Source organism: Veillonella parvula (genome assembly GCF_902810435.1).
In the GTDB taxonomy this organism is placed as follows: Bacteria; Bacillota; Negativicutes; order Veillonellales; family Veillonellaceae; genus Veillonella.
Genome location: NZ_LR778174.1, coordinates 1386430 through 1413352, shown reverse-complemented (window position 1 = coordinate 1413352; position 26923 = coordinate 1386430). Strand labels below are relative to the sequence as shown.

25 protein-coding genes are annotated in these 26923 nt (G+C 37.3%); all 25 read left to right on the top strand.

Features of this window, described 5'->3' with window-relative positions; translation table 11 throughout:
• The first annotated feature begins 2 nt into the window (after positions 1–2).
• The 25 genes from FNLLGLLA_RS06430 to FNLLGLLA_RS06310 all read left to right on the top strand — a co-directional run bounded on the left by FNLLGLLA_RS06430 (position 3) and on the right by FNLLGLLA_RS06310 (position 26923).
• Positions 3–1115 (top strand): hypothetical protein, encoded by a 1113-nt coding sequence (locus FNLLGLLA_RS06430; RefSeq protein ID WP_038125303.1) that lies wholly within the window; start codon positions 3–5, stop codon positions 1113–1115.
• A 37-nt stretch (positions 1116–1152) separates the two neighbouring features.
• Complete coding sequence (locus FNLLGLLA_RS06425; RefSeq protein WP_156697456.1) at positions 1153–2706, top strand: LPS-assembly protein LptD; 1554 nt, start codon at positions 1153–1155, stop codon at positions 2704–2706.
• A gap of 13 nt (positions 2707–2719) precedes the next feature.
• On the top strand, positions 2720–3583 hold the full coding sequence (galU, locus tag FNLLGLLA_RS06420) for a UTP--glucose-1-phosphate uridylyltransferase GalU (RefSeq protein WP_004693334.1): 864 nt from the start codon (positions 2720–2722) through the stop codon (positions 3581–3583).
• A gap of 173 nt (positions 3584–3756) precedes the next feature.
• On the top strand, positions 3757–4323 hold the full coding sequence (locus tag FNLLGLLA_RS06415; protein ID WP_120054616.1) for a hypothetical protein: 567 nt from the start codon (positions 3757–3759) through the stop codon (positions 4321–4323).
• Between the two features lie 8 nt (positions 4324–4331).
• Positions 4332–4844 carry a biotin transporter BioY gene (locus tag FNLLGLLA_RS06410; RefSeq protein ID WP_004693338.1) on the top strand — a complete coding sequence of 171 codons (513 nt, stop codon included), beginning with the start codon at positions 4332–4334 and terminating at the stop codon, positions 4842–4844.
• Between the two features lie 62 nt (positions 4845–4906).
• Positions 4907–6013 (top strand): acetyl-CoA C-acyltransferase, encoded by a 1107-nt coding sequence (locus FNLLGLLA_RS06405; RefSeq protein ID WP_120054617.1) that lies wholly within the window; start codon positions 4907–4909, stop codon positions 6011–6013.
• Position 6014: 1 nt separating this feature from the next.
• Positions 6015–7310: an AMP-binding protein gene (locus tag FNLLGLLA_RS06400; protein ID WP_174892331.1), complete on the top strand. Its 1296-nt coding sequence runs from the start codon at positions 6015–6017 to the stop codon at positions 7308–7310.
• 27 nt (positions 7311–7337) lie between these two features.
• Positions 7338–8336, top strand: coding sequence for a nucleoid-associated protein (locus FNLLGLLA_RS06395; protein WP_174892330.1), 999 nt, complete (start codon positions 7338–7340; stop codon positions 8334–8336).
• Between the two features lie 81 nt (positions 8337–8417).
• Positions 8418–8909 (top strand): Cys-tRNA(Pro) deacylase, encoded by a 492-nt coding sequence (gene ybaK, locus FNLLGLLA_RS06390; RefSeq protein ID WP_174892437.1) that lies wholly within the window; start codon positions 8418–8420, stop codon positions 8907–8909.
• Between the two features lie 10 nt (positions 8910–8919).
• Complete coding sequence (locus tag FNLLGLLA_RS06385; RefSeq protein ID WP_174892329.1) at positions 8920–9645, top strand: ribonuclease H1 domain-containing protein; 726 nt, start codon at positions 8920–8922, stop codon at positions 9643–9645.
• Positions 9646–9667: 22 nt separating this feature from the next.
• Entirely contained in the window at positions 9668–10591 is a 924-nt protein-coding gene (locus FNLLGLLA_RS06380; RefSeq protein WP_004693351.1) for an NAD-dependent epimerase/dehydratase family protein, read from the top strand.
• Between the two features lie 20 nt (positions 10592–10611).
• A complete protein-coding gene (locus FNLLGLLA_RS06375; protein ID WP_008600612.1) occupies positions 10612–10890 on the top strand; it encodes a DUF1294 domain-containing protein in 279 nt (92 codons plus the stop codon).
• Between the two features lie 83 nt (positions 10891–10973).
• Positions 10974–12410 carry a glucose-6-phosphate isomerase gene (locus tag FNLLGLLA_RS06370; RefSeq protein ID WP_039964879.1) on the top strand — a complete coding sequence of 479 codons (1437 nt, stop codon included), beginning with the start codon at positions 10974–10976 and terminating at the stop codon, positions 12408–12410.
• A 9-nt stretch (positions 12411–12419) separates the two neighbouring features.
• Entirely contained in the window at positions 12420–13409 is a 990-nt protein-coding gene (gene galE / locus FNLLGLLA_RS06365; RefSeq protein WP_156697459.1) for a UDP-glucose 4-epimerase GalE, read from the top strand.
• Between the two features lie 125 nt (positions 13410–13534).
• Positions 13535–14383: a hypothetical protein gene (locus FNLLGLLA_RS06360; RefSeq protein WP_156697460.1), complete on the top strand. Its 849-nt coding sequence runs from the start codon at positions 13535–13537 to the stop codon at positions 14381–14383.
• Entirely contained in the window at positions 14365–15687 is a 1323-nt protein-coding gene (locus FNLLGLLA_RS06355; RefSeq protein WP_156697461.1) for a type II secretion system protein GspD, read from the top strand. Before FNLLGLLA_RS06360 ends, FNLLGLLA_RS06355 begins: the two co-directional genes overlap by 19 nt.
• Before the next feature lie 28 nt (positions 15688–15715).
• On the top strand, positions 15716–17635 hold the full coding sequence (abc-f, locus tag FNLLGLLA_RS06350; protein WP_156697462.1) for a ribosomal protection-like ABC-F family protein: 1920 nt from the start codon (positions 15716–15718) through the stop codon (positions 17633–17635).
• A gap of 121 nt (positions 17636–17756) precedes the next feature.
• Complete coding sequence (locus tag FNLLGLLA_RS06345; RefSeq protein ID WP_120054626.1) at positions 17757–18905, top strand: ABC transporter substrate-binding protein; 1149 nt, start codon at positions 17757–17759, stop codon at positions 18903–18905.
• A 14-nt stretch (positions 18906–18919) separates the two neighbouring features.
• The gene (locus FNLLGLLA_RS06340) at positions 18920–19801 is read left to right on the top strand and encodes a branched-chain amino acid ABC transporter permease (protein WP_012864168.1); all 882 of its coding nucleotides are present in this window, start codon (positions 18920–18922) and stop codon (positions 19799–19801) included.
• Positions 19801–20814, top strand: coding sequence for a branched-chain amino acid ABC transporter permease (locus tag FNLLGLLA_RS06335; RefSeq protein WP_156697463.1), 1014 nt, complete (start codon positions 19801–19803; stop codon positions 20812–20814). Before FNLLGLLA_RS06340 ends, FNLLGLLA_RS06335 begins: the two co-directional genes overlap by 1 nt.
• An 11-nt stretch (positions 20815–20825) precedes the next feature.
• A complete protein-coding gene (locus FNLLGLLA_RS06330) occupies positions 20826–21587 on the top strand; it encodes an ABC transporter ATP-binding protein (RefSeq protein WP_156697464.1) in 762 nt (253 codons plus the stop codon).
• Position 21588: 1 nt separating this feature from the next.
• Positions 21589–22299, top strand: a complete 711-nt coding sequence (locus tag FNLLGLLA_RS06325) for an ABC transporter ATP-binding protein (protein WP_008600622.1) — start codon at positions 21589–21591, stop codon at positions 22297–22299.
• Positions 22300–22709: 410 nt separating this feature from the next.
• Positions 22710–23453: a polysaccharide biosynthesis/export family protein gene (locus FNLLGLLA_RS06320; RefSeq protein ID WP_156697465.1), complete on the top strand. Its 744-nt coding sequence runs from the start codon at positions 22710–22712 to the stop codon at positions 23451–23453.
• Positions 23454–23490: 37 nt separating this feature from the next.
• The gene (locus FNLLGLLA_RS06315) at positions 23491–25317 is read left to right on the top strand and encodes a polysaccharide biosynthesis protein (protein ID WP_156697466.1); all 1827 of its coding nucleotides are present in this window, start codon (positions 23491–23493) and stop codon (positions 25315–25317) included.
• A 160-nt stretch (positions 25318–25477) separates the two neighbouring features.
• A complete protein-coding gene (locus FNLLGLLA_RS06310; protein WP_101928162.1) occupies positions 25478–26923 on the top strand; it encodes a GumC family protein in 1446 nt (481 codons plus the stop codon).

The window sequence follows — 26923 nt, the reverse complement described above, 5'->3', positions numbered from 1 at the left end:
TTATGAAGAAACAAGTACTTACACTTTTAATGGCATCCCTAATTTCAGGCACTGCATTTGCCGCTCCTGGCACAGTAACTGAAAAAACAAATGTTTTAGAAACTACTGTATATGGAGCCGTACAAGATGGTGCTGTTGTGGACCGCATTAATCAACTTGATGAAACCGTGTATGGTACTGGTTTCAATGGTAATTCCGCAACATTGAGTAAACGTGTTGACTCCCTCTACAATTCTGTAGAAGGCAGTGGTACTAATATTTCTTTGCGCGAAGAAATGGATGCATTGGAATATACATATCAAAATAGCATTAACGCAGGATCTCTTGTAGACCGTGTAGAAAAGATGGAACGTAGCGTTAATGGTCGCATTGGTAGCGGTTCCTTACAAAAACGTATTATCTCTTTGAAGACAAAGGTATATGGTAGCAATGTGGCTCTTACTAACCAAGTAGGTACATTGTCTGGTAATCAAGTGTTCAAAGTGACTCTAAATGAAGCGGTTTCTTCTAAAACTAGTCATGAAGGTGACACTATATCCTTTACTGTTGCAGAAAATGTAATGGATGGCAATGTCTTATTAGTACCTGCGGGCACTGTAGGTTCCGGAACAATTACTTCTTTGAAAAAGGCTCGTTCCTTTGGTCGTAATGGTGCGTTAGATATTACATTTGATACAATCCCAGCTATTGATGGTACAGAATTTACTGCTGTACAAGGTAAAGAGGCTAAGGATAAAACCCGTAGTGAAGTTAAAGCAGCAGGTGCATCTGTAGCGGGCGCAGTTCTACTCGGTCCTGTTGGGCTTGTAGGGGGCGCTTTCATCAAAGGTAAAAATATTGAGTACCCAGCTGGTGCTACTGTATATGTACAACCTCAAGATTCCGTAACAATTCAAGGTCTTGTTATTGGTGGTGATGGTTTAGCTCATAGTGATGATGAATTAGCTGATGCTGTAACTGTACCTAATACAACAGGTGAATCTGAAGAATATGTAGAAAATAATGATACTGATGAAAATGCAGCTGTAGCTGAAGATACTACAGCAGTTGAGGAGCCAGAAGAACCTGTAGAAAATGTTTCTCAACCTATCGTTGTTGTAAAGCGTAATCAATAATTAACAAATTCTTAAAGTAATAGGAGTTCTAGTAACCATGAGGAAACGTAAAGTACAATGGCTGGCAGCGGCATGTGTTGTTTGTTTAGCACAACCTGTATGGGCCGCCACTGAGTCAACTATTGTATATCAAGATACATTGGATAGCGTAGGTCAATCCTATGCAGGAGAAATTTCTAAAGCATCTACACCTGAATATAGTAATATCCGTGTTGTACGTCGTGGTGAAAAAGCGAAATCTGCTGCTCCTGCTGAACAGTTGCCTACACGTATCGATGCTAATAAAATGTCTTATACTGGCTCTACAGGTGATGTATATGCTCAAGGCGATGTTGTGGTGTCTCAAGGCAATCAAACTTTGATGGCTCCGCGTATTGAAGGTAATACTAAAACTACAGAATATCGTACTGTTGGGGGCTATCGCTATTTGGAAGATGGCGGTAAAACAAAAGATATTACAGGTCAAAATATGACATATCGCACTAGCGATCGTCACTTTGAGGCAGACCAAGCCATGGGATGGAGCGATCCCTATTATGTAAAGGGCAATAACGCCACTTTTGATGGACAAATAGGCCATATGGAAAAGGGCATGGTCACTACAAAACATGCAATGGCTTTTGTTCATACTCCAGATTATCGTGTGGAGGGTCAAGATATTCAGGTATATCCTGGTGATAAAGTCGTTATTAAAAAACCATCCTTTTATATTAAAAACTTTAAAGTATTATCCTTGCCATCTTATACGACTTCATTGCGTCATGACAAAGAAGGCAAATTTAGTATTTTTTCCTTAATACCAAAACCTACGTATAGTAACGATGATGGTATTGGCTTACATGGTAGTACAGAATATCCTATCGGTAAAAATGGTGAAGCTTATATTGACTATCGTTGGTATTCTAAATCTGGTTTTAAACCACAGGTGGGATATCGTCATTATTTACCTTGGGGGACTGCTTCTGTTGGTTATAGCAAGGAATCTAATGAATATAATGATGAAACAGTATGGGTAGAAAAAATAGGTGAAGCTCGTTTGGATACTCATACATATCATGTAGGAAATTCTCCAATTACTGTACGTGGTGGTGTTAATGTTGGTTATTGGAAAGAGGGTTCTGTAAAAGGTTCTCATAAGGAATATTATGCAGAGGTTTCTCATGATCCGATTAAGCTTGGTAAAAATGCTGATTTACGCTTCTTAGGTGGTTACCAACGTGACTACTATGGTTATGATGGTAGTATCCGTAGCATGCCTTATTGGGGTGCTAGATTCCAATCTAAAGTTGGTAATCGTGCTAATGTATGGGTTAGCTATAATCAACGAAATATAACCTACAATAATTCCCCTTATCGTTTTGACACGACAGAACTTCCAAAAGAGCTTATTTATGGCGGTACGTATAAATTGACTCGCCTAGATGATATTTCTGTAAGTGTTAAGAATAACATGATGAGTGGGGATATTGATTCTGTCTATTATACATGGCATCGTGATTTACACTCCTTCGATATGTACTTAACATATAAAGATGGACATAAAAATAAAAATGATCAATGGAAAATTAAATTTGTAGGTAAAGACTTTTAGTTAGGAGAATACTATGCAACGCATTAGAAAAGCTGTAATTCCAGCAGCTGGTTTTGGTACACGTTTCTTACCAGCTACCAAGGCACAACCAAAAGAAATGCTTCCTATTGTCGATACACCTGCTATCCAATACATTGTAAAAGAAGCTTTAGATTCTGGGATTGAAGAAATTCTAATTATTACAGGTCGTAATAAACGTGCTATTGAGGACCATTTTGATAGTAGTGTTGAATTAGAATTGTTATTACAAAGTCAAGGTAAAAATAAACCATTGGCTATGATCAAGGATTTGGCGGACATTAAAGTTCACTTTATTCGTCAAAAAGCACCTCGTGGACTTGGTGATGCTGTATTGTGTGCAAAAGCATTTATTGGTGATGAGCCATTTGCAGTGTTACTTGGTGATGATATTGTTTACAATCCAGAAAATCCATGCTTAAAACAGTTGATTGATTGCTATAATGAGCATCCTGGTATTATTTTAGGCGCTCAATTTGTACCGGAAGATAAAGTTAGTTCTTATGGTATTGTATCTGGTGAAGCATTGGCTGATAATTTATATCGCGTTGATAACTTGGTGGAAAAACCTAAGAAAGAGGATGCTCCATCTCGACTCGCTGTATTAGGTCGTTATATTTTAACACCAGATATTTTCAATATCTTAGAAGCTACTAAGCCTGGTGTAGGTAATGAAGTCCAATTAACTGATGCATTGGCAGCCTCTAAAACGGATACGTATGCATTAGCATATGAAGGTATTCGCTACGATACAGGGGATAAATTGGGCTATTTAAAAGCCACTGTTGAGTATGCATTGCGCAACGAAGAATTGGGTGAAAGCTTTAAAGCTTACCTAAAGGAATTGGATCTAAAATAGATAATCTATGAAACTTCCACGTGAGGGGCCTATGATATGTATCATAGGCTCTTTTTGTTTATAGTTTCAAACTCATTTGATATTTGTTAACATATGAACAATGCCTTTTGTTGACGAATGAAATAATGTTGATTATAATCAAGATATTGAATAAATAAAAGGACTGTGATTATATGAGAACATTATTTAAAGCATTATGTAATAATGATTTGAACCTACCGGGACATAGCGTTATTAAACATATGCATTATGATTCCTCAGGTAGTGATAGAACCGTATGTGAAATTGTATCGAAAGTAGCAAAAACCACCACAATTGGTATTATGGATACGTCTGGCTTCTTAATGGTCGATTTACGACCAGTGCCAAAACAATTTAATATTCGTTCTACTATAAATCAACAGGGAACAGATGGTGCTATATCTTTTTCTAAGGAAGAGGTTATACGATTTGTAAATGATATTAATGATACGAATTCCATCCATCGTGAGAATCCTTATGTTGTTCCTGGCTGCATGATTTTAGAAACGATGTGGGATTTTTGGAATATTAGTAAATCTGCTCTGCAAATGGCGATTTATTTTCATGCACCAGTTATTGCAGATGACAAGGTAACTTTGGTGGAATATCCTGAAGATGCTCATGTAGAAGGTTACATTGGTGATACATTGGCATTTTCGGCTACGTTTTTCGGTGAAAATGAAGATTCATCATCTTTGAAACAAAGATGTATTAGTTAGAGGTAATTATGGAAACAAGACGTTTAACAAAAATGGCTTTATTAACAGCCTTATTATGTATTTCAGCATATATTTCTTTCCCATTGCCATTTAGTCCCGCTATGGTAACGGCTTTGACTTTGGTAGCCACATTAATCGGCTTATTGTTACAGCCTAAGGATGCACTTATCGTATTTATCATTTATATTTTGCTTGGTGCAGTTGGGTTACCAGTATTTGTTGGCGGTACGGCTGGCCTTGGCAAATTGTTGGGACCAACAGGTGGCTTTATTTTTTCTTGGCCAGTTGCATATACATTACTAAGTATATTTAAAGGTTCTAAAAAAAGCTTTTTCTCTTATGCCTGGCGATCTCTTGTGATTACCATTCCTGTAGTGTACCTTTTTGGTGTAGCAGGTTTTATGATTGTTACAAAAACAGAACTTTGGGCGGCCTTGCCTGTAGTCATGTTTCCATTTATTCCTGGAGATATCGTAAAATGTCTGGTTGCTTCTTGGTTAGCAACTAAAGTTAAAATTTAGAATACAATTAAAGTGGCATTCTGCGGGATGCCTCTTTTTTACTTTTAATAGAAGGAGTATATATGTCAGTATATATTCATGGTGGGCTTAGAAGTCCTATCGGCGTTTTAAATGGACAATATAAACATATGAGACCCGAGATTTTAGGCTCTCAAGTAATTGATGAAATAATTAATCGTTATACTATTTCACATATAGATGGAATCTTCTGTGGTAATGCAGTTGGTACCGGTGGTAACCTTGGCCGTCTCATGGGTCTTATGTGTAATTTACCAAATTCTGTGCCTGCTATTACCGTTGATATGCAATGTGCCTCAGCTTTGATGAGTATTGAGATCGCCTATGCACATATTTTGTCTGGTATTATGGATTCCGCTATTGCAGGCGGTATTGAAAGTTCGTCGTTACAGCCAGAGCGAGTGTATGCATCAGGGGATGATCGAAAAGGAACCTATAAGGTAGCTCAATTTACGCCCCAAGATCAATCGCCTTTAGCCATGCTCGAAGGGGCTGAGCGGACTATCCATAAACACAATGTAACAAAGGAAGATTTATATCCACATATTATTGGCAGTCATCAAAGAGCATCAGCTGCTTTAGATAACCCATATTTACAGTCATATATTATACCTATTACTATAGATGGTAAAAGATGTATAGATGAATGTATTCGACCTACGATGAACGAGAAACTCTTGTCTAGGATGAAACCTTTGTTGGGAGCTGACTCTATTACAAATGCAGGCAATGCGTGTTTAACTCATGATGGAGCGGCCTTTGTATATTTATCTAATAAAAAAGGTCCTTTTAAAATTTATAGCGTTAAACCTTGGGCAGGAAACCCTCAGTTTAGTCCGGAGGGCGCTCTTGAAAGTACAGAAGGCATTTTAAAACGTACAGGTTTAACTATGGATGATATTGATGTGGTGGAATGGAATGAAGCTTTTGCCATCATTGATGTTCTTTTTAACAAGGCGTACCCTAATCACATTAAAAAATATAACATGCTTGGAGGTGCCTTAGCTTATGGACATCCCTATGGATGTTCTGGTGCCATATTAGTGCTTCACTGTATGGCTGCTTTAGAATCTTGTGGTGGTCGCTATGGTTTATGTGCTATTGCTGGTGCAGGGGGCACAGGTACGGCTTTAATTATGGAACGCATGTAATATGACAATTATTGAACGCTTACAACAGCATAAAGATTTAGAGCCCCATAAAATGGCTTTAATCGTAGATGACATACAATATACATATGGTGAACTATATGATGCTATTCTATCGGTCGGTATTAATAATACAAGTCGCATTGTAAATCTTACTCAGTCTAAAAAGACATTAAATACTAAGATTCTTTTAATTCAGGAACTGTCGTTTGTTGAACAACTTACACAGTGGCTTGGGGCATTACATAAAGGTAATATTCCTATGGTATGTCACAATGAGATGGATACGGCTTATGTAGATGAGCTAGCTCGTGTTATAGCCTATGAAGGTGTACCGCCATTAGCTGATTTTGGGGTACTTACATCGGGGACTACGGGACAACCAAAACCTTTGTGGAGACGAGAAATATCTTGGCGCGATTTTTTTGATATTCAAAATGATATTTTTCATACAAACAAAGATACTAAAATCTTTTTACAGGGAAGCTTTAGTTTCACAGGTGTTAGCAATATGGTCATTGCCTCTTTATGGGCTGGAGGGACTGTTGTTACAACGAGTTCCTTGCGTCCTAGTAGATGGATGCAGCTTATAGAGGAATACAATGTAGACCATATATATGCATTACCAACGAAACTACGATTATTGGTTCGACATTGTAAAAGTAAATTATCATCCATTAAATACATCATTGCAGGATCTCAAGTTCTGGATCGACAATTAATGGAACAGTTACAACATATATGCCCTGATATGGAGTTTATCTTGTACTATGGTGCATCAGAGCTTAACTATATAACGTATTGCACTGGTAAAGAATGGTTAGCGCGAGAAGGTACGGTAGGGAGACCATTTCCAACCGTGAAAATCGCAGAGAATGATAATGTCATTTATGTGACAACAAATTATCGTATTGAAGGGATTCCCAATACGTATACTGTAAATGATTGTGGATACATTGATAGTGACGGGTATCTTATGTTTAATGGGAGAGCAGGTGACGTAATCAATAAAGGGGGATATAAAATTTCTATCCCAGAGATGGAATTGTATTTACAATCCTTACAAGGGGTTTCCGAGGTTGCTATTATCGATATTGCTGATGAGATACGAGGGGAAGACTATGTAGTTTATATGGTGCTAGATGGTGAGGTTAGATTGAGTGAAGTTATAGAACTTATTCATAATAAAAGACCTCCTGTAGAGTGGCCAAAAGCTATAATAGAAGTTCCTATGTTACCCCTTACGGAATGCTCAAAAGTTGATAAACGAAAGTTAAAAGAGTGGTATAATAAAGGGTAAACATTTTTTGTACTACAAGGAGGCATCATGCAGATTAATAAGGCGGCGCTAGAGATTTTCGACTTTACGTCCTCGTTAGCTGTATATTCTGAACATGAATTAAAGGTTGGGGATCAAGCTATACAAGATTATATAGCAAATCATGTAGTTAAGGCTTTCAAAGATCCAGGGGCTAGAACCGGAACCTTACATGATGCGAGTCCTGTAGGTAAACAATTAGTAGACTATAAAAATGGAGTGCTTAAGTTTATTGATTTATCTAAGAATGTAGGTGAAAGCTTGTTTACATACATGAAACAAGCTACGGATTCCGTTGTTATTGATACGATTATTTGTGAAGCCGTTACGGATACGTCCTATGTTTGTATTCTTCTGTGCCAAGCTCATGATGCTTTTACCCATCAACTATTCAGTGAAGATGATGGTACATTGGCTACGGAGCTCGTTTCTCATAAGGCAGTATTACCTATGCCGTCACAAAAATTACGGGCCTTTGCATCTATTAATCTCAATGATTTTAGTGTTCGTGTTTTTGAACCTAAAGGTGAATTTGATGGTGAGGTATCTTATATCTTAGCAGATAAGGTCTTGCAATTAGGGACTAATCAATCCTCGCGAGATACGGTGAGAAAGGTAAAAGCTATCGTAGATAAGGTGGCTCAAGCTCATGAGTCTGATGGCGTTGTTGAGTTGACAACCGCTAAATCTATGATTGCTAAAAATGCAGAAGTATCAGATACCGTTGATCCTGTTCGTATTGTAGAAGAGGTATTTAAAGCGAATCCCATTCAACAAGAGGCGGCAAAAAAAGAATTAGCTGATGCGGATATGCTGCGTCCTTTGCCAGTCAATCGTGAGTTTGCCACGAAGGTTGGAGAGCATCATAAGATTAAAACAGATACAGGTATTGAGATTTCATTTCCTGTAGAATATATGAAAAATCGTGAGTTTATTGAGATAAAAACTAATGATGATGGTACTTTGCGTATTGAATTAAAAAATATTAATAAAATCGTAAATAAATAGTAATGAAAAATTATATTTGTCTATAGAAATATATTATGTAATGATTAAATTTATTTGCTATGCTAGTATATGGAGGTTATGATGAGTAAAGAGAAACATAAAAAAACAAACTCATTACGTATTTTAGATACTCATAAGATACCTTATAGTATTAGCGAATATGAGTGGTCTGAAGAGCGTGCTGCTGGCCTTCATGTAGTAGAAGCATTAAAACTCGATGAGAAACAAGTCTTTAAAACATTAGTTGGCAAAGGTGACAAAATTGGATATGTAGTATTCTGTATTCCTGTGGCTGAAGAGTTAGATATGAAACAGGCAGCACGTGTTAGTCATAATAAGTCTGTAGAGCTTGTTCATGTTAAGGATTTGTTAGGTATTACAGGTTATTTGCGCGGTGGATGTTCTCCAGTAGGCATGAAAAAAGCATTCCCTACCTATTTTGATGCTACTATGGAACCCCAAAAGTTTGTATATGTAAGCGCAGGTTTACGCGGTATGCAAATGAAGGTAAATCCAAAGGATTTGGCATCTGTTGTAAATGCTGAATTTGTTGAACTGACAATGGACCATTAAGGGGGGGCGTATGGCAAAAAAGTTTTATGCTGTTCGTCAGGGTCGTGTACCAGGAGTTTATACTACATGGTCTGACTGTGAGAAACAAGTAAAGGGCTATGGTGGTGCTATCTACAAATCATTTTCGACAGAAGTAGAAGCACGTGCTTTTGTAGAGAATTCAGGTTTGTCTTTAAGTGATTTTATGAGCGCTAAAAAGAGTGAACTTAAATTGCCACAAGAAGTGAAGTTTAAATCTAAAAATTCTAGGCCTATAGTTTCTAGTTCTAGTATTCAAAGTAAAGTATCAGCAAATGTTGTGAAACCAGATTTTACTACTCCAAACTATATGGTTGCGTATATCGATGGTAGTTATAATAAAGAGACCAATACTGTTGGGGCAGGTGGGGTTATCTTTTTGAATGGCAAGAGGAAAACTTTTTCTTTTTCCTCTACTGATAAACGATATACATCGTTTTGGAATGTAGCTGGCGAGTTGTTGGCTGCTATGCATGTTATGAAATACGCCGTTGATAATGGGATTTCTGAATGTTCACTTTACTATGATTATATGGGCATAGAAATGTGGGCTACTAAGGGATGGAAACGTAATAATGAGCTAACCCAAGAGTACTCAGCATTTTATGATTCTATAAAAAATCGTGTGCGAGTTTACTTTCACAAGGTGGCTGCTCATACGGGCGATACATATAATGAAATGGCTGATGCACTAGCAAAACAAGGTGCAGGTATTTAATGATGTTAGAAGGGAGGGCGCTATGAATATATGTGTTACTGGTGGGGCCGGATTTATTGGTTCCCATTTAGTTGATAGATTAATTGAATTAGGTCACGATGTACTCGTTATAGATAATTTATCTACAGGTATGCGCTCCTTTGTACATGAAGATGCTCAATTTATTGAGATGGATGTACGAGATCCAAAATTACTATCTGTATTTGAAGAGTTTAAGCCGTCTATTGTTTTCCATGAAGCGGCGCAAACAATGGTACAATCCTCTATGGAGAACCCAAGTTATGACTGTGATGTAAATCTAATAGGGCTTATTAATGTTCTCGATGCTTGTCGTAAAGTGAATGTTGAACAATTTTTAATGCCTTCATCAGCTGCTGTATATGGCGACTTGGCAGTATTGCCATTGACTGAAGACTTGAGTGGTATGCCTTCGTCTTTTTACGGCTTAACAAAGCTTACTGCAGAAGGCTACTTGCGAATTTATCATGAAGCTTTTGGATTAAATACAGTATGCTTTAGATATGCTAATGTATATGGACCACGTCAAGGTGATGGTGGTGAAGGTGGTGTTATCAGTATTTTCAACCGCTTGATTGTCGAAGGGCAACCATTAACTGTATTTGGTGATGGTGAGCAAACTAGAGATTTCATTTATGTAGATGATGTGGTAGATGCTAACATTAAGGCTATGGGGAATGGTCAATGCACAGGTATTTATAATATATCTACCAATAAGGGAACATCTGTGAATGAGTTGATTACGCGATTCCGGACTATTAGCGGGACAGATTTTATGGTTTATTATGAAGATGAGCGTATAGGAGATATTAAACATTCGCGCTTAAGTAATGTGAAAGCTGAACGTGATTTTGGCTTTACTGCTACTACAACATTAGAGGACGGCTTACAAAAGACATTAGAATACTTTAAAGCTCATCATAAGTAAGAAAAATAAGGTTTGGGGATATGAGTGATACGCAATTTTGGGTGACCGTAGGTATTTGGAATCTTATCGTATTTAGTCTGTATGGATATGATAAATTATGTGCCATTAATGGATATGATCGAATTTCAGAGTTTACATTATTATTTTTAGCGTTTGCCTTTGGGGGTGTTGGTGCTTTATTAGGCATGGTCCTATGGCGTCATAAGACATTAAAAATTAAATTTAAATTAGCCATTCCTTTTGCATTACTTTGGTCTGTATATGCGGTTGGATTCGGTTATGGCTTGTGGGTAAAATGATTGTATAAACTAATATTTTATTCATTCTTTTATGGTATAATAAAAGAATATTGTACATAAAATGTCAGTGAAGGAGATATTTGATGTTGCGATTACAATCAGGTTTTGAGTTAGATTATGCTAATATATATAATGAAAGTTGCATACAAGAACGTGATGTGAATAATTTTGAACGGGCTATACAAAATGTATGGCGTCATACAAATATTTTGCGTTCTACAGGCTTCGAAGAAGGTCATGTTTCTAAAGATGGTTTACCTGAACCTGTGTTGTTTTACCAACTTCCATATATTTCAGAAGATGGTATCAATACACCAGATATGTTAGAGCGGCTTTACGAATTACGTGACTACGCACGCCATAATATTGATACAGTTGTATCCGTAGGTATTGGGGGCTCCTATTTGGGGAGCAAAGTTATTTTTGATGTGCAGTGTGGAGCGTTTTGGAATAACTACAGTGCAGAGGAACGTGACGGCTATCCTAGGATGTACTTTGCAGGCTTTAATGTGGATGGTGATTACTTAGTAGGGCTAATTCGTACGTTAGAGTGTCAAGCTCAGAAAAAAGGTCCTGATTATAAGGTGATGCTCGTTATTAATTCTAAGTCTGGATCTACCATTGAACCAATGGCTAACTTCATGATTTTGGAGAAGGCTTTACAAGATCGTAATATTAACTACGAAGTGATAGCTGTTACAGATGTATCTGATGATGAACATCCTACAATTTTACGATCTATGGCGATAGAAAATAATTGGAAGACCTATAGCATTCCTTATGGTGTAGGTGGTCGTTTCTCTGTATTTACAGAAGTTGGTTTTGTAACAGCCGCTCTTGTAGGATTTGATATTGAAGGATTCTTAGCTGGTGCTGCATCTATGGATGCAGCATGTCAAGAAGAAGACATTTTTAAAAATCCAGGCCTTTTAAGTGCATTATTGAAATATATTGCATCTGAACGATATGGTCGTATTATAGAGGTGTTTATGCCTTATAGTGAAGCACTCCACTCATTATCTGATTGGTATGTGCAGCTCTTATCAGAGTCTCTTGGAAAAATGAGTAATACTTGTCTACCATATGGCCGTACGCCAGTTGCTGCAGTAGGTACTATGGATATGCATGCTCAAGTTCAAGAGCATCAAGAGGGGCGCCTAAATAAGGTAGTTCAATTTATTAAGGTTAAGGATTGGAAACATAATCTCATTGTTCCAGATTCTTATAGTCAATATGAATGCTTACACTCTCTATCTGATGTAGGCATTTGTGATATTTTAAACATTGCTTTAGATGCTAATAGAGAAGCCTTGTCTAGTGACAATCGTTTTAACATGACTATAACTGTACCAACATTAAACGCATTCCATTTAGGAGAAATTATGTTTATGCATTGTTGGGCCGTTTATTTTGAGTCCATTTTTGCGGGCGTTGATGCTTTTGATCAACCAGGGGTAGAGGTTTATAAGCGTCTCATCGGACCCAAATTGGCTCGAGCAAAGGAAGTACATAATTCATGAGGGGGAACTATGAATATTTTAGTAACAGGTGGTGCTGGTTATATTGGGAGTCATACTGTACGTGCTTTACAACAAGCAGGATATACACCAATTATTGTAGATAATTTATCTCGTGGGCATGTAGAATCTATTCCTGAGGGGGTAAAGTTCTACAATATGGATATTGCTGATCCTAAACTAGTAGGTATTATGAAAGAACATAACATCCTAGGTGTAATGCATTTTGCTGCTCACTCACAAGTTGGTGAATCCATGCAAAATCCAGCTATTTATTATGAAAATAATGTAGTTGGTTCTTATCACCTTATTGAGTCTGCTCGTACCGCAGGTATAAAGCATTTTGTATTTTCTAGTACGGCTGCTGTGTATGGTGAGCCTAAGGTAGTTCCTATTTGTGAGGATGCTCAGCTACAACCAACAAATGTATATGGTCGCACTAAATTGATGATAGAAAAAATGTTATCTGATTATAGTTCGATTTATGGTTCTACATATGTTGCGTTGCGTTATTTCAATGCGGCCGGTGCGGATCCGTCTGGTATGATTGGAGAAGACCATCATCCTGAAACTCATTTGATTCCACTTGTGTTAGATGCGGCTCGCGGTAAAAGAGAGCATATAACTGTATTTGGGACTGATTATGATACAGCTGATGGCACATGTGTACGCGACTATATTCATGTCAATGATTTAGCAGCTGCTCACGTATTGGCTATGGACTACTTGCGTAAAGGCGGAGAATCTCAAGTATTTAATCTTGGTAGTGGTAATGGATTCTCTGTAAAGGAAATCATCGAGACTGCAAAAGAGGTTACGGGTATCGATATTCCTGTTCAATATGGTGATCGCCGTGCTGGTGATCCAGGAACATTAATTGCTTCCTCTGAAAAAATCAAAAATTTACTTGGTTGGGATCCTAAATTTAGTAATGTTGCTGATGTTATCAAAGATGCATGGCATTGGCATACCTCTCATCCAGATGGATTTAATAGTAAATAAAGAACAAATTGTTTTGATTTGTCAATATAATGAATGACTCTATTAGTCACCTTGGTGACTGGTAGAGTCATTTTTTTGTAGGATTTTAAAAGAGCCTCCTAGAATATGTCAGCAGGAGGTGGATTATGAACTTACAAGACTATATAGAACGTATGAAAATGTGGATTGATAAGCAGCATTTTATTATGCGCCACTATAAGTTTGCACTTGGTATTTTCTTTATCATTACGGTTGCCCTTTTAGGCATTGGTATTTTTTATCCACATGAGGAGGAAAATGTTCATATTAGTTTAGATCAATCTAATGGTAGAGATGCTAATCAAATTGAACGAGGCTCAGAAAAATTATCAAAAGAAACAACACATGATAATAGAAATGGGAAAGGAAAGAACTATTTTAAAGATGAAAGTGATATAAAAAATGTAAAGGATAGAGAGGTAAAAAGCGATGTTCATGGACGATTATTATATGATATTACCGGTGTTGAGCGAGCAAATCCTTGGCGAGAGGTTTTTAAAGATATTCCTATAGATGAATTACTTGGTCAGAATAAGATAACTAAAGATAGTAATGGCAATTTCGTTGATATAAATAATGATTTACATGAGTCAGATGATTCAATGAAGACTTTTGAGAAAAAGGTAGATGAAAGTCGTAGAAATGAAAAATATCAACAAATAAGAAATAATAAAAAGCATAGTGGTAATTATATTGAATTAAAAGCTAAAGATATTAGTGCTAGACGAGTTGAATCTAGTATACAACCTTCTATAAGTAATCCTATCAAACAACATCCCATAGAGCTTATAGGTATTATTGAGGGACAACAGAATATTGCTATTTTACGAAAAGGTACAGAGGAACAAATGGTTAGTATAGGAAGTGTGTGGAAAGAAATATCAGTATCTAAGATAACTGCAAGTGGTGTAGAAATTATTGAAGGAGGTTCATCACGGTGGCTAAAAATCGATTAAGCTTTATAGGTCTAAAATGTATAGATAAGATTATAGTGACAGTTATATTGCAAATAAGCTTATGGATGGTCGTAATGCTTGTAACTCCCTTCATGGTATTTGCTAATAGTACTGATAGGATAGGTACTAATAGAAATGATAGAATAACTGCTAGTAGTTCTGAAACTATCGTAAATAGTAGTGAAGTAGATAAAAATGAAAAAAAGGTTGGGAACGAACTCATAACGATTTCTGTACGCAATGCATCCTTAAAGGAGACCGTCTTAGGCATTTGTCGTAGTTATGGTATATCCGTAATTGGTGTAGAGTCGTTAAAAGGGAGTATTACGGCCACTGTAAAGGGAGAATCACCAGAAGCAATTATTAGTGAATTAGGTAAGTTATATCATTTTTCCGTATCGAAGGAGCATAATACCCTTCTTATTGATTCTGATGATGAAACACTTGAAAAAAGAGAGCTATATGTTATATCACCTGAACATTTGCCGGCTGAGTCTTTGAAAAATGTGGTAGGCACAGTGGTAAAAAACGATAAAATGGCAGTGCTTTCAGAACAAAACGAAGTAATTATGCATTTGACGAGTGGAGAAAAGCGACGTGTAGAAACCTTAGTACGTGCTATCGACAAGGAACCAAAACAAGTGCAATTAGAAGCTACCATCATTGCTATGGAACAATCCTATGCTAAGGAACAAGGATTTAGATGGTCTTGGCTTAGCTTGACCGGCCATGGAGAAGATAAAACACATTCCTATGGTGCTGTTACCTTTGGCAAAACTCCGACTGGAGAGGCCTATAAGTTTTTTGTAAAACCAGAACTAAGTCTTATGGAAAGCTCAGGTAAAGCCGTTCTAATTGCAAAGCCATCTATCATGGCTCTCAATGGTGAGACTGCACATATCTTGATAGGTGAAAGAATACCAGTTATAGAAGAATCGGAAGTGAATGGAGAACGAAAGCGTTCTACTCGTTATGAAGAGGTGGGCATTAAGTTGAATTATACTCCTATTATTACTGCTGATGGTGGTGTAGATGCTAAAATACATGCAGAAGTGAGTACACCTATTATGGTATCTGAAATGAAAGCCTACAAAATAAGCACACGTCAAGCACATACAAGAGTACGATTACAACCAGGAGAAGTGCTAGTTATTGGTGGACTCATGGATAATCGAGATCAACATCAAATACAAAAAATACCTATTTTGGGAGATATCCCTTTGTTAGGAAAATTATTCCGTCATAGTCGAAAAACAAAAGATTCTATAGAAATGTTAATGTTAGTGAGGGCAACTGTGGTATAATGAAGAGTAAATGATTAGGAGGTTGTGAATGGAACGCATTCGAATGATAGACCTTGGAAAATCATTTGGAGTGCGCCAAGTATTTTCCAATGTGTCTTTTGAGATAAAAGAAGGGGATCGACTCGCATTGGTAGGCCCTAATGGGGCTGGGAAATCTACCTTGTTAAAGTGCATATTAGGCTATGAAGAGCTGGATGAAGGTAATGTAGTCAAGTCGCCTGTTGCTAGTATTGGCTATTTACAACAAGATGTAAATCTTGGAGATGATAGCCTTGCTACGGAAATCGAAAAGGCTTGGGCTGATGTTCATGCATTGGAAAAACAATTAAAAGAGCTCACTAGTCGCTTGGAAACCGAAAAGGCTAGCGAATCGGATTTACAACGCTTAGATTATTTACAGAATCGTCTAGAATGGCTAGGTGGTTATGACTACGAGCAAAAGACAAAGCGCATAGTCTATGGTCTTGGTTTTACTGATGATGACTTAGATAAGCCGGCTAATGCTTTTTCAGGTGGTCAAAAAACGCGTATCAATTTAGCTAAAGCGTTAGTACGTAGTCCTGATTTTTTATTCTTAGACGAACCGACTAACCATTTAGATATGGATATGCTGGAGTGGTTAGAGGGGTACTTATCTGCCTATCAAGGTGGTATTCTTATTGTCAGCCATGATAGATATTTTCTAGATCGTATCGTCACAGGTGTTGTGGAGTTAGATAATCACAAGGCTACAACCTATCGTGGTAACTATAGTCGCTATATTCAACAACGTGATGAACGTTTAAAGGCTGATATGGTGGCCTATGAAAAACAGCAGGAGTATATTAAGAAAACAGAGGCTTATATAGATAAATACCGCGCTGGTATCAAGTCTAAAATGGCTCGTGGCCGTCAGTCTCAACTAAATCGATTAGAGCGGCTAGAGGCACCTGTTACTTCACATCATTTACAATTTTCTTTTCCTCCTGCTGCGATGAGTGCTGATAAGGTTTTAGTCTTAGATCACTTATCTGTCGGATATGGTGAAAGTCGCATTATTGATGATATCTCTCTAGTTGTTCGACGAGGTGAATCAGTAGCGCTTATTGGACCTAATGGCGCGGGTAAGTCTACACTGGTGAAAACCATTGTAGGAGAACTATTCCCTGAAGTTGGTCATGTGGATATTGGCAATCGCGTACAAGTGGGTTACTTCTCACAAGAACACGAAGAATTGCATGATTCTTGGCAGGTAGTGGAAGAGATCATGAATCACTTTAACTACAGCGAGGATAAGGCTCGTAATGTGCTGGGGGCTTTCCTGTTTAAAGGGGACGATGTATTTAAGCTAGTAGGTGAATTATCTGGTGGTGAGCGCGCTCGTTTAGCTTTGCTTAAATTATTTCTTCAAGGAGATAATTTTCTAATTTTAGACGAACCGACAAACCATTTAGATATTCCTACACGAGAAATTGTAGAGGAAGCATTGCAACAATTTGAAGGGACTTGTTTTATTATTTCTCATGATAGATACTTCTTGGATCAAGTTTCTACAAAAACAGTAATTCTAGATGAAGGTAAAATTACAGAGTATCTCGGTAATTATTCATACTATAAGGAAAAGCTGAAAGAGCAAGAAGATTTATTAGCATTGGCTAATGAGAAAAACTCTGATAGCAGTAAGCGTGATAGTAAAGCTACTCCTATTAATGAGTCAATGCTTTCAGTATCAGAAACTACGGAGGAAAATCAGAAGAAGCCGAATGCTTATATGGTAGAAAAACAATTGGCTGAGGTAGAAGCTGAAATTGCTCGTTTAGAGGCGACGATGAAGATGTATGAGGTGCAATTAGCTAATCCTGTAGTACAACAAGATTTAGATGAAATGTCCAAAATTTCCACACAAATCGAAGAGACTCAGACAGAGTTGGAATCCTTGTATAAGAAGTGGGAACGTCTATCTGAATAACTTATTTAATGTATATATTATTAGGGAATTAAAATCATTATCTTTTAATTGACAAACTATTTTATATTCTCATAATATAGGTATAGATTTAAAGTTTTATGTTTTGAAGGAAGGGTGTAACATGAATAAATCCATGTTAAAAAAAGCGGCCATTTTTGGCCTTGCTGGTGTAATGGCAATTGCTGCTGGTTGTGGTAGCGATAAAGATGCAGGTAGTGCAAATAGCAATGAAGCTAAAATTGCATTATTAACAACAACAACTGGTGGTGCGGCAGCATATGGTGAATCCATTAAAGCTGGTGCTGAATTGGCAGTAAGCGAAATCAATGCTGATGCAAATGCTGTAAAAATTAACTTATTAGTAGAAGATACTAAAGGTGATAAAAACGAAGCTATCAATGCGATGAACAAAGTAATTGCAAAAGATAAAGTGGTAGCAGTTATCGGTCCTATGTTATCTGGTGAAATGATGGCTGCGGGGCCTGTAGCAAACAAAAGTAAAGTAGTAGCGCTTGGTACATCTACAACGGCTGAAGGTATTACGGATATCGGCGATTACATTTTCCGTAATGCTGTACCTGAATCCTTGGCAGTAGATACTGCAATTAAAGAAGCACATAAAACTTTAGGCTTCAAAACTGCAGCTATCATGTACTCTAACAACAATGACCAAATGGTATCTGTAAATAATACAGCTCGTAAAGCATTGGAATCTGAAGGTGTACAAATCGTTGATACTGAAACATTTGCAGATAAAGATACTGACTTCTCTGCACAATTGACTAAAATTCAACAAGCAAAACCTGATGTAATTGTAGTTGCTTCTCTTTACCAAGAAGGCGCATTAATCATGAAAAAAATGCGTGAAATGGGTATGAATCAACCTGTAGTTGGCTCCAATGGTTTCAACAGCCCACAATTCATTAAAATTGCTGGCGATGCTGCTAACGGTGTTATTGTTGGTACGCCATGGTTCCCTAACAAAGAAGATCAAAAGGTTAAGGATTTCCGTAAAGCCTATGTGGCTAAATACGGTAAAGAACCTGACCAATTCGCTGCTCAAGCATATGATGCAGTATATCTCTATGAAACAGCTTTGAAAAAAGCAGGGTCCACAACAGATCGCGAAAAATTCCGGGAAGCATTGAAAAATATTGCTGACTTCGTTGGTGTAACTGGCCAATTCAAATTCAACGAAAAACGCGATCCTTCCATGGAAGTTCAAGTATTACAAATTAAAAACGGTCAATTTGACGCATTAACAAAATAAGTTGAGGTAGTATAGTGTTTTTACAACAATTAGTTAACGGGTTAACCCTCGGTAGCTTATATGCTGTACTCGCTATTGGCTTAACACTTGTGTTCGGTGTTTTGAATATTATCAACATGGCTCACGGAGGCATCTTTATGATAGGTGCCTTCGTTGGTCTTTTTATGGTAACAATTTTTAACGTTAACATTTTTGTAGCCCTTATCGTAGCTATGGCTGTAGGTGCTATCCTTGGTTATCTTTTAGAATTTGTGGCGCTTCGTCCACTACGCAAGAAAAAGGTGTCTCACTTGGCACCACTTATTAGTACTATTGGTGTTTCTATTTTCCTTGAAAGTTTGGCATTATTGCTTTGGGGCCCTCAAACTAGATCATTCCCACCAGACTATATTGGTGGCCTAATCGACTTTGGAGCTTTCAAAATTTCTATGGTACAAATTATTGGTTTAGGCGTTTCTGTTGTGCTAATGCTGATTTTAAATGTAGTTATTAAGAAAACTAAGATTGGTAAGGCTATTCGCGCTGTATCCATGAGTACGGAAACAGCAGCTCTCTTGGGTATCAATCCAACAATGATTATATCTATTACTGTTATGATTGCATCTGCTTTAGGTGCAGCGGCAGGTGTATTGGTAGGATTGTCCTTTAATGCTATTGAGCCTACTATGGGTGTTATTATAGGTTTTAAAGGTCTGGCAGTACTTATCTTAGGTGGTCTTGGTAATATTACAGGCGCCATGGTTGGCGGCTTTATTTTAGGTGTAGCAGAAATCTTCTCTGTTGCTTATGGTGCATCTACATTCCGTGATGCTGTGGCCTTTGGTCTCATTATCCTATTATTATTCTGGCGCCCACAAGGCTTGTTTGGATCTAAAGATAAAGGGGGTAGACCGTAATGGAATTATTAAACCCGTATTATCTACAGATCGTGATGTTTTTCATCATTAATGCCATCATGGGTATTTCAATTTATTTCACACTGGCAAGTGGACAGCTTTCTTTAGGGGCTGCTGGCTTTATGAGTGTTGGTGCATACGTAGGCGCTATTCTTTCTTTGAAAGCTGATTTGCCTATCGTTGTAGGCATTATTATTGGTGGCTTAGTTGCTAGTCTTGTGGCTGTTATTATCGGTTTGCCAACAACACGTCTTAAAGGTTTGTATCTTGCCATTGCTACACTTGGATTTGGCGAAGTTGTGCGTGTTATTTTCTTGAATTTGGATATTACAAATGGTGCATTAGGCCTTTCTGGTATTCCATCCATTCCTCAAGAATTGACAAATTATGCCTATGAATTTGATTTCGATGGTTTAATGGGCATTGATGCTGTTGCATGGGGCAATCTAATGGCTATCATTATTTTGTTAGCTATTTTAGTATTGATTATCGCTTTTTGTGTACGGATTAATAATAGCCGTGTGGGTCGTGCCTTTGCAGCGATTAAGGCTGATGATCATGCAGCAGAATTGATGGGTATTAACGTTGTATACTACAAGATGATGGCCTTTATCATTGGTGCTTTCATCGCTGGTATTGGCGGTGGTTTGTATGCGCATATTACAAACTTTATTAATCCTACAGATTTCAGCTACCATAAAGTAGTACAAATTTTGTTATTCCCTGTATTTGGTGGGTCCAATGTAGTATGGGGCTCCGTATTAGGTTCCTTTATTCTTACATTATTACCAGAAGTATTGCGTTTCTTATCCGACTATCGGGACATCATCTATGGTGCATTACTAGTCATTTTGATGGCCGTTCGTCCAGATGGTATTCTGACAGAATCTATGGTAGATAAAATTAGTCGCAAATTAGGCTTTAAAAAGGCTCCATATATTCCAGAGTCACAAGTATTAACAGAACGTTTTGAAGCATATAAACGCAAACAACAAGAAGAAAAACAAGGATAGGAGGGAACTGAATGCTATTAGAATTAAATGACGTAAGTAAAAGCTTTGGTGGCGTTGCAGCCCTCACAGGAGTATCTTTTGGCGTTAAACAAGGTGAAGTATTTGGTGTCATCGGTCCAAATGGTGCTGGTAAGACCACACTATTCAACTTGATTACTGGTGTATTCCCTGCAAGTTCTGGTGAAATTGTATTTGATGGTATGTCTGTTGTAGGCATCAAGCCTCATAGAACTGTTGAAATGGGCATTGCTCGTACATTCCAAAATATTCGTCTCTTTGGCAATATGACTGCTCTTGAAACTGTTTTAACCGGTATGCATTGTCGTACTGGCTCTGGCTTCTTATCTAGTTTTTTGAAAACAAAACGTCAACGCATTGAAGAAGAACGTTGTCGTGGTATTGCTTATGAGTTCTTAAAGCTTGTAGGGCTTGAAGATGATGCGGAAGAGGTTGCCACATCATTACCGTATGGTAAGCAACGTCGTCTTGAAATTGCTCGTGCCTTAGCGACACATCCTCAGTTAATTTTACTTGATGAACCGGCAGCAGGTATGAATGATAGTGAAACTGAAGTTCTGCGTCAATTGATTGGCAAGATTCGTGACCTAGGTATTACCGTTGTGGTTATCGAACATGCCATGGAATTGATGATGAATATCTGTGATCGTTTGGTAGTACTTAACTTTGGCAAGAAAATTGCTGAAGGTACACCTCAAGAAATTCAAAATAATGAAGCTGTAATTGAAGCATACTTAGGTAAAGAGGAGGTGTAATATGTTAAAACTAGAAAATATTGTGGCTGGTTATGGACATATTACAGCCTTAAAAGATATAAGTTTAGAAGTTCCACAAGGTTCCATTGTATCTCTTATTGGTGCTAATGGTGCTGGTAAGACTACGACGATGAAGACTATTATGGGACTTGTAAAACCCACATCTGGTCGAGTGATTTTTGAAGGTCAAGATATTACAGGTCGCCAAACCCATCAAGTTGTACAAAATGGTATCTCCTTAGTTCCTGAAGGACGTCAAATTCTACAAGACATGAGTGTTTATGAGAACCTTGAAATGGGTGCTTATACACGTAAAGATAAAGAAATCGAAACAGATATCAAAAAGGTATTTAAACGATTCCCTATTCTTGATGAACGAAGTTATCAATTGGGTGGTACTTTATCAGGTGGTCAACAGCAAATGCTAGCTATTGGTCGTGCACTTATGGCTCGTCCAAAATTGTTATTATTAGATGAACCATCTATGGGCCTTGCACCTTTAGTAGTAAATGAGATTTTTGAAACCATTAAAGAAATCAGCGCTGATGGAACAACAGTTCTTTTAGTAGAACAAAATGTGCGTCAAGCATTGAAGATTGCTGATTATGCGTATGTTTTGGAGACTGGTAAAATGGTATTATCTGGCTCTGCTGATGAAGTTCGCCATAATCCTCGCGTTATGGAAGCTTATTTAGGCGGTCGTGTTGAATAATTAATTATATAGAGCGATCATTAGTGTCAAAAACTTTGAATAAGGTGTATATACTAGATTTCTAGTATATACACCTTATTTTTTTATCACTAATTCTGATATAAATAGAAGAACTATGTGAGCTGATAATGAAGTGAGTTTAAATATATTTTATTATTCTTACAAATTTCAATAATAAAACTAGTGAATTAGGAATGAAAACAGCAAATAATAATTAATGAACATATATTGAAAATACTGTATTTTTAAGGAATCGTTGTTGAAGGTTTTATGAAGTTCGTTTGGAACATACTAGATTTGTAGAAGTATATTTAAAAAAATGATAAAATAGCATGACTGATTTTTTAGATATAAGATACATCAATAATTAAGTGATGAATTAAATAAGTTGAATAGAAAAAGAGGTAAGTATGAAGAAGAAACAGTATATGATGATGGCTGCATTCTTATGTACTACAACAATGGCTATGGCTGCGCCAGTTAATATAAATACTAATCAGCCTTATAATGCCAAGAATGTACAAATGGAAGGCCATGCCCCATTGGAAACTAGTGCATCCGTAATTAGCTCTGATAAAGAATATCGTCTGCGTCAAGGAGATGAACTGAATATTCAAGTGGTTCAGCAGGCAGAGCTTGGTACGCGTAATGGTAATGATATTGTGTATACCGTTAGACCAGATGGATATGTATCGTTCCCTATGGTTGGTGCCGTAAAAGCAGATGGCTTAACTGTAGATGAATTTACAGCTGAGTTACAGCAAGGTCTGTCTCGTTATATCATTAATCCTGATATCACAGTAAATGTATCGAAATTGGGCGGCGTTCGCGTATATGTATTTGGTGAAATTAATAAGCCTGGCGCCTATACGTTGACTAAATCTAGTACAGTTATTGATGCGATTGGGGCTGCAGGTAGTTTTAACTGGGATACAGCAAAAAAGAAAATTTACTTGATTCATCAAGATAATCCAGAGAAACCGATTCCTATTAATTTGAATCGTATTTTACAAACTGGAGATATGTCTGAAAACTACATCATGCGTGAAGGTGATATTCTTTACTTAACTAAGAATAGTCGCATCAACTTTGCTCGTGATATTGCTCCAATCTTAACAGGGGCTTACATGGTATCACGAATAGGTAAGGATTAAAGATAAGGCGATATCTATCATATAAGGGGGCGTTTTTTTGCGTTCATATTTATTACCATCCATATTGTTTATTACCGATATTGTGACGATTGTAATCGTTGCTTTTATCAGTCTTTTTATTCGATTTGATGGACACATAGAACCTCAATATATTAATCAAATGGTGGAAGCACTTCCGTTATTACTTATTTCGTATATGTTGATGTTCTTGATAATGCATTTATATACACGTATTTGGCGCTATGCAGGGATGCGAGAGGTATTAGCAGTATTTGTAGCGACTACAATTGGTACGGCTTTATTCTATTTCTCTATGTTTGTATTTGGTAAGTCATTACCACGTTCCATCTATTTTATTACATGGTTCCTTACTACAGGCGCTGTTGGTATGGGACGTATGTTGCTTCATTATGTGGCACTTCACTATAGCAGTGGGGACGATGGTGAAAGTGGCCAAGTGAATACATTGATCATAGGAGCCGGTGATGCAGGTGCAACTATAGCTCGTGAAATTGAACGATATCATAAGCGTTCTCGTCGAGTGATTGGTTATGTTGATGATGATATGTTTAAACATAATCGTCTTATGAATGGTTTTAGAATTCTCGGTAATCGTGAAGATATTCCAGCATTAGTTGCTAAGTATAAGGTAGAAGAAATTATTATTGCCATGCCTTCTGTGAAGCGAGATATTATTCAAGAAATCATGGAAATCTGTTCTCCTTTAAAATGTAAAATCAATATTTTACCGGGGATGTACCAACTGCTTGATGATGAAGTTCTTGTATCTCATTTACATCCTGTTTCAATTGAGGATTTATTGGAACGTGATGAGATTCAGCTCGATACGTCCAAGGTTGAAACATATCTTAAAAATAAAGTAGTTTTAGTTACTGGTGCGGGGGGCTCTATTGGTTCTGAAATTTGTCGTCAAGTTTTACGTGTAAAACCTAAAAAGCTATTGCTCCTAGGTCATGGTGAAAATAGTATTTATCTTATTCATCAAGAATTGCGCAATATTGCTCCCCAAGATACCTTGGTTCCAATCATTGCAGATATTCGCGATAAGAATCAATTAGAACAAATTTTCAATAACTATAATCCTGATGTAGTATTTCATGCAGCAGCTCATAAACATGTGCCGCTTATGGAAATACAGCCAATTGCTGCAGTATTAAATAATATTTATGGTACTCGTAATGTTGCGGATGTAGCCGGAGCTCATGGGGTAGATCGATTTGTTATGATTTCCACGGATAAAGCGGTGAATCCAACTAGTGTTATGGGCGCTACAAAACGGGTTGCTGAAAAAGTTGTACTTGGTATGAATCATACATATGATACTAAGTTTATAACAGTTCGTTTTGGTAATGTACTTGGTAGCCGTGGTTCGGTTATTCCTTTATTTCGTAAACAAATTGAAACCGGTGGCCCTGTAACCGTTACAGATCCAGAGATGACACGTTATTTTATGACTATTCCTGAAGCCAGTCAATTAGTACTTCAAGCTGGTGCCATGGGTAATGGGGGCGAAGTGTTCCTTTTGGACATGGGTGAACCGGTTAAAATTGTCGATTTGGCTAAGAATATGATTCGCCTTTCTGGCTTTGAGCCTAATAAGGATATTCGTATTGAATTTACTGGCTTACGTCCAGGTGAAAAGTTATATGAAGAACTATTAACTGCCGGAGAAGGTACGAATACTACTACGCATAAGAAAATTTTTGAAGCAGCTCTAGAAGATGTTAATCAAGAATGGCTAAGTCGTGAAATAGAGCGTTTTGATACATGTAAAACTGATATAGATGTAATTAATGTGTTGCAGGATATCATTCCTACATACGACCCAAATCATAATGTATAGGTCGTTATAGGTCGTGGACGATACATTTATTACCCGATATATGTATAAGACTATTTTAATTTTGATACATTGTGCCTTTATTGAGAGGGTTAGGTACAGTTAATATTCTAAGTGGGAGAGACCCTGTTGTTTGTATACTTTTACAGAAAGGGGTATATGGGTGGAACAAATTATTGATTTAAAAGAGGTGGGCAGAGTCCTCATTAAAAAGCGCCGTAAAATTATTAATATTGCGGTAGCATGTATGGTTTTAGGTGGTGCGTATGCTTTTCTTGCACCATCAACATATCAATCTACATCGATGTTGCGCATTAAACAAGCTCAAGGTTTGAGCAATTCTGTATTATCTAGTGCTAATGCCTATTCTGATTCTATGTCTCGTCAATTGATGAACACAGATGCAGAAATTTTAAAAAGTCGTAATGTAGTAGAGCCAGTAATTACTGCTATAGAAGATCCTGAAGGTACCGGTAATGCGCCAACATATGAAGATTTTGTTAAAACTCGCATTGAAACTAAACCGTATAAAGAAACCGAGTTATTGCAAGTAAGTGTAACAGGTAAGTCTCCTGAGCAAGCACAAGAAGCTAATCAATTACTTATTGATACCTTCTTGAAACGCCTTGCTGAAATCTCTCATGTTGAACAACGAACTACTCGTGAATTCTTACAGAAACGCGTTGTTACTGCGAAATCTGAATTAGAGCAAGCAGAAAAGAAATTACAACAATTTCAAATAGATAATAAGGTGTACTCCACAGCAGATCAAATGAAAGGCTTAACTGATAAGATTACTCTAATTGATCGTGAGAAGGCTCAAAATCAACTCGATTTAGAAACGGCACAAGCTGCACTTGACAGTATCAATGAGCAATTAGGTTCTGCAGGTAAAAGCATCGCTGATAGTGCTACGGTTCAAGCCTACAAGGGTCAGTTAGCAGATTTAGAATCTCGTAAAGCTTCTTATATTGGTAAATATACTGATGAACATCCTGCGATGAAAGAAATTAATCAACAAATTGAAGAAGCTAAAAGTGGTCTAAATGCTGAAATCAACGCTATTGCATCTCAACAAGCACCTTCAAGCAATTCTGCACAACAAGGCTTGCTAGCGGATAAGTTTAAAAATGAAGCTGCGTTAGCTGTAGCTCAAGGTAAACAATCTACATTAGCTGAGCTAGATAAAGCAAACGAAGAAGCTATAAAAGGACTACCTGAAAAAGAACGTGGTTATATTCAAGCAAAACGTGATGTAGATGTGGCACAAGATATCTATCAAATGTTATCTACTCGCTTAGAAGAAGCGAAGGTAGCAGAGGTTATGGTACCGAATGAAGTTCAAATCGTTGATTCTCCTACATTGCCAGAAAAGGCGATTGCACCACGTAAGATTCTTATTATATTAGGCTCTGCCATTTTAGGCCTCATCTTTGGTTGCCTCTATACATTGGGCCAATTCTTCGGTAATCGCAAAGTTCAATCTGTACAAGAAATTAATGATATTCTTGGTATTCAAAACTTGGGCGTAATTCCAAATCATAAAGAAAAAGAATACGAAGAGCCTAGTAATCGTATCGTAGTATTGTTGCGCAAAGTAAGAGGTTAA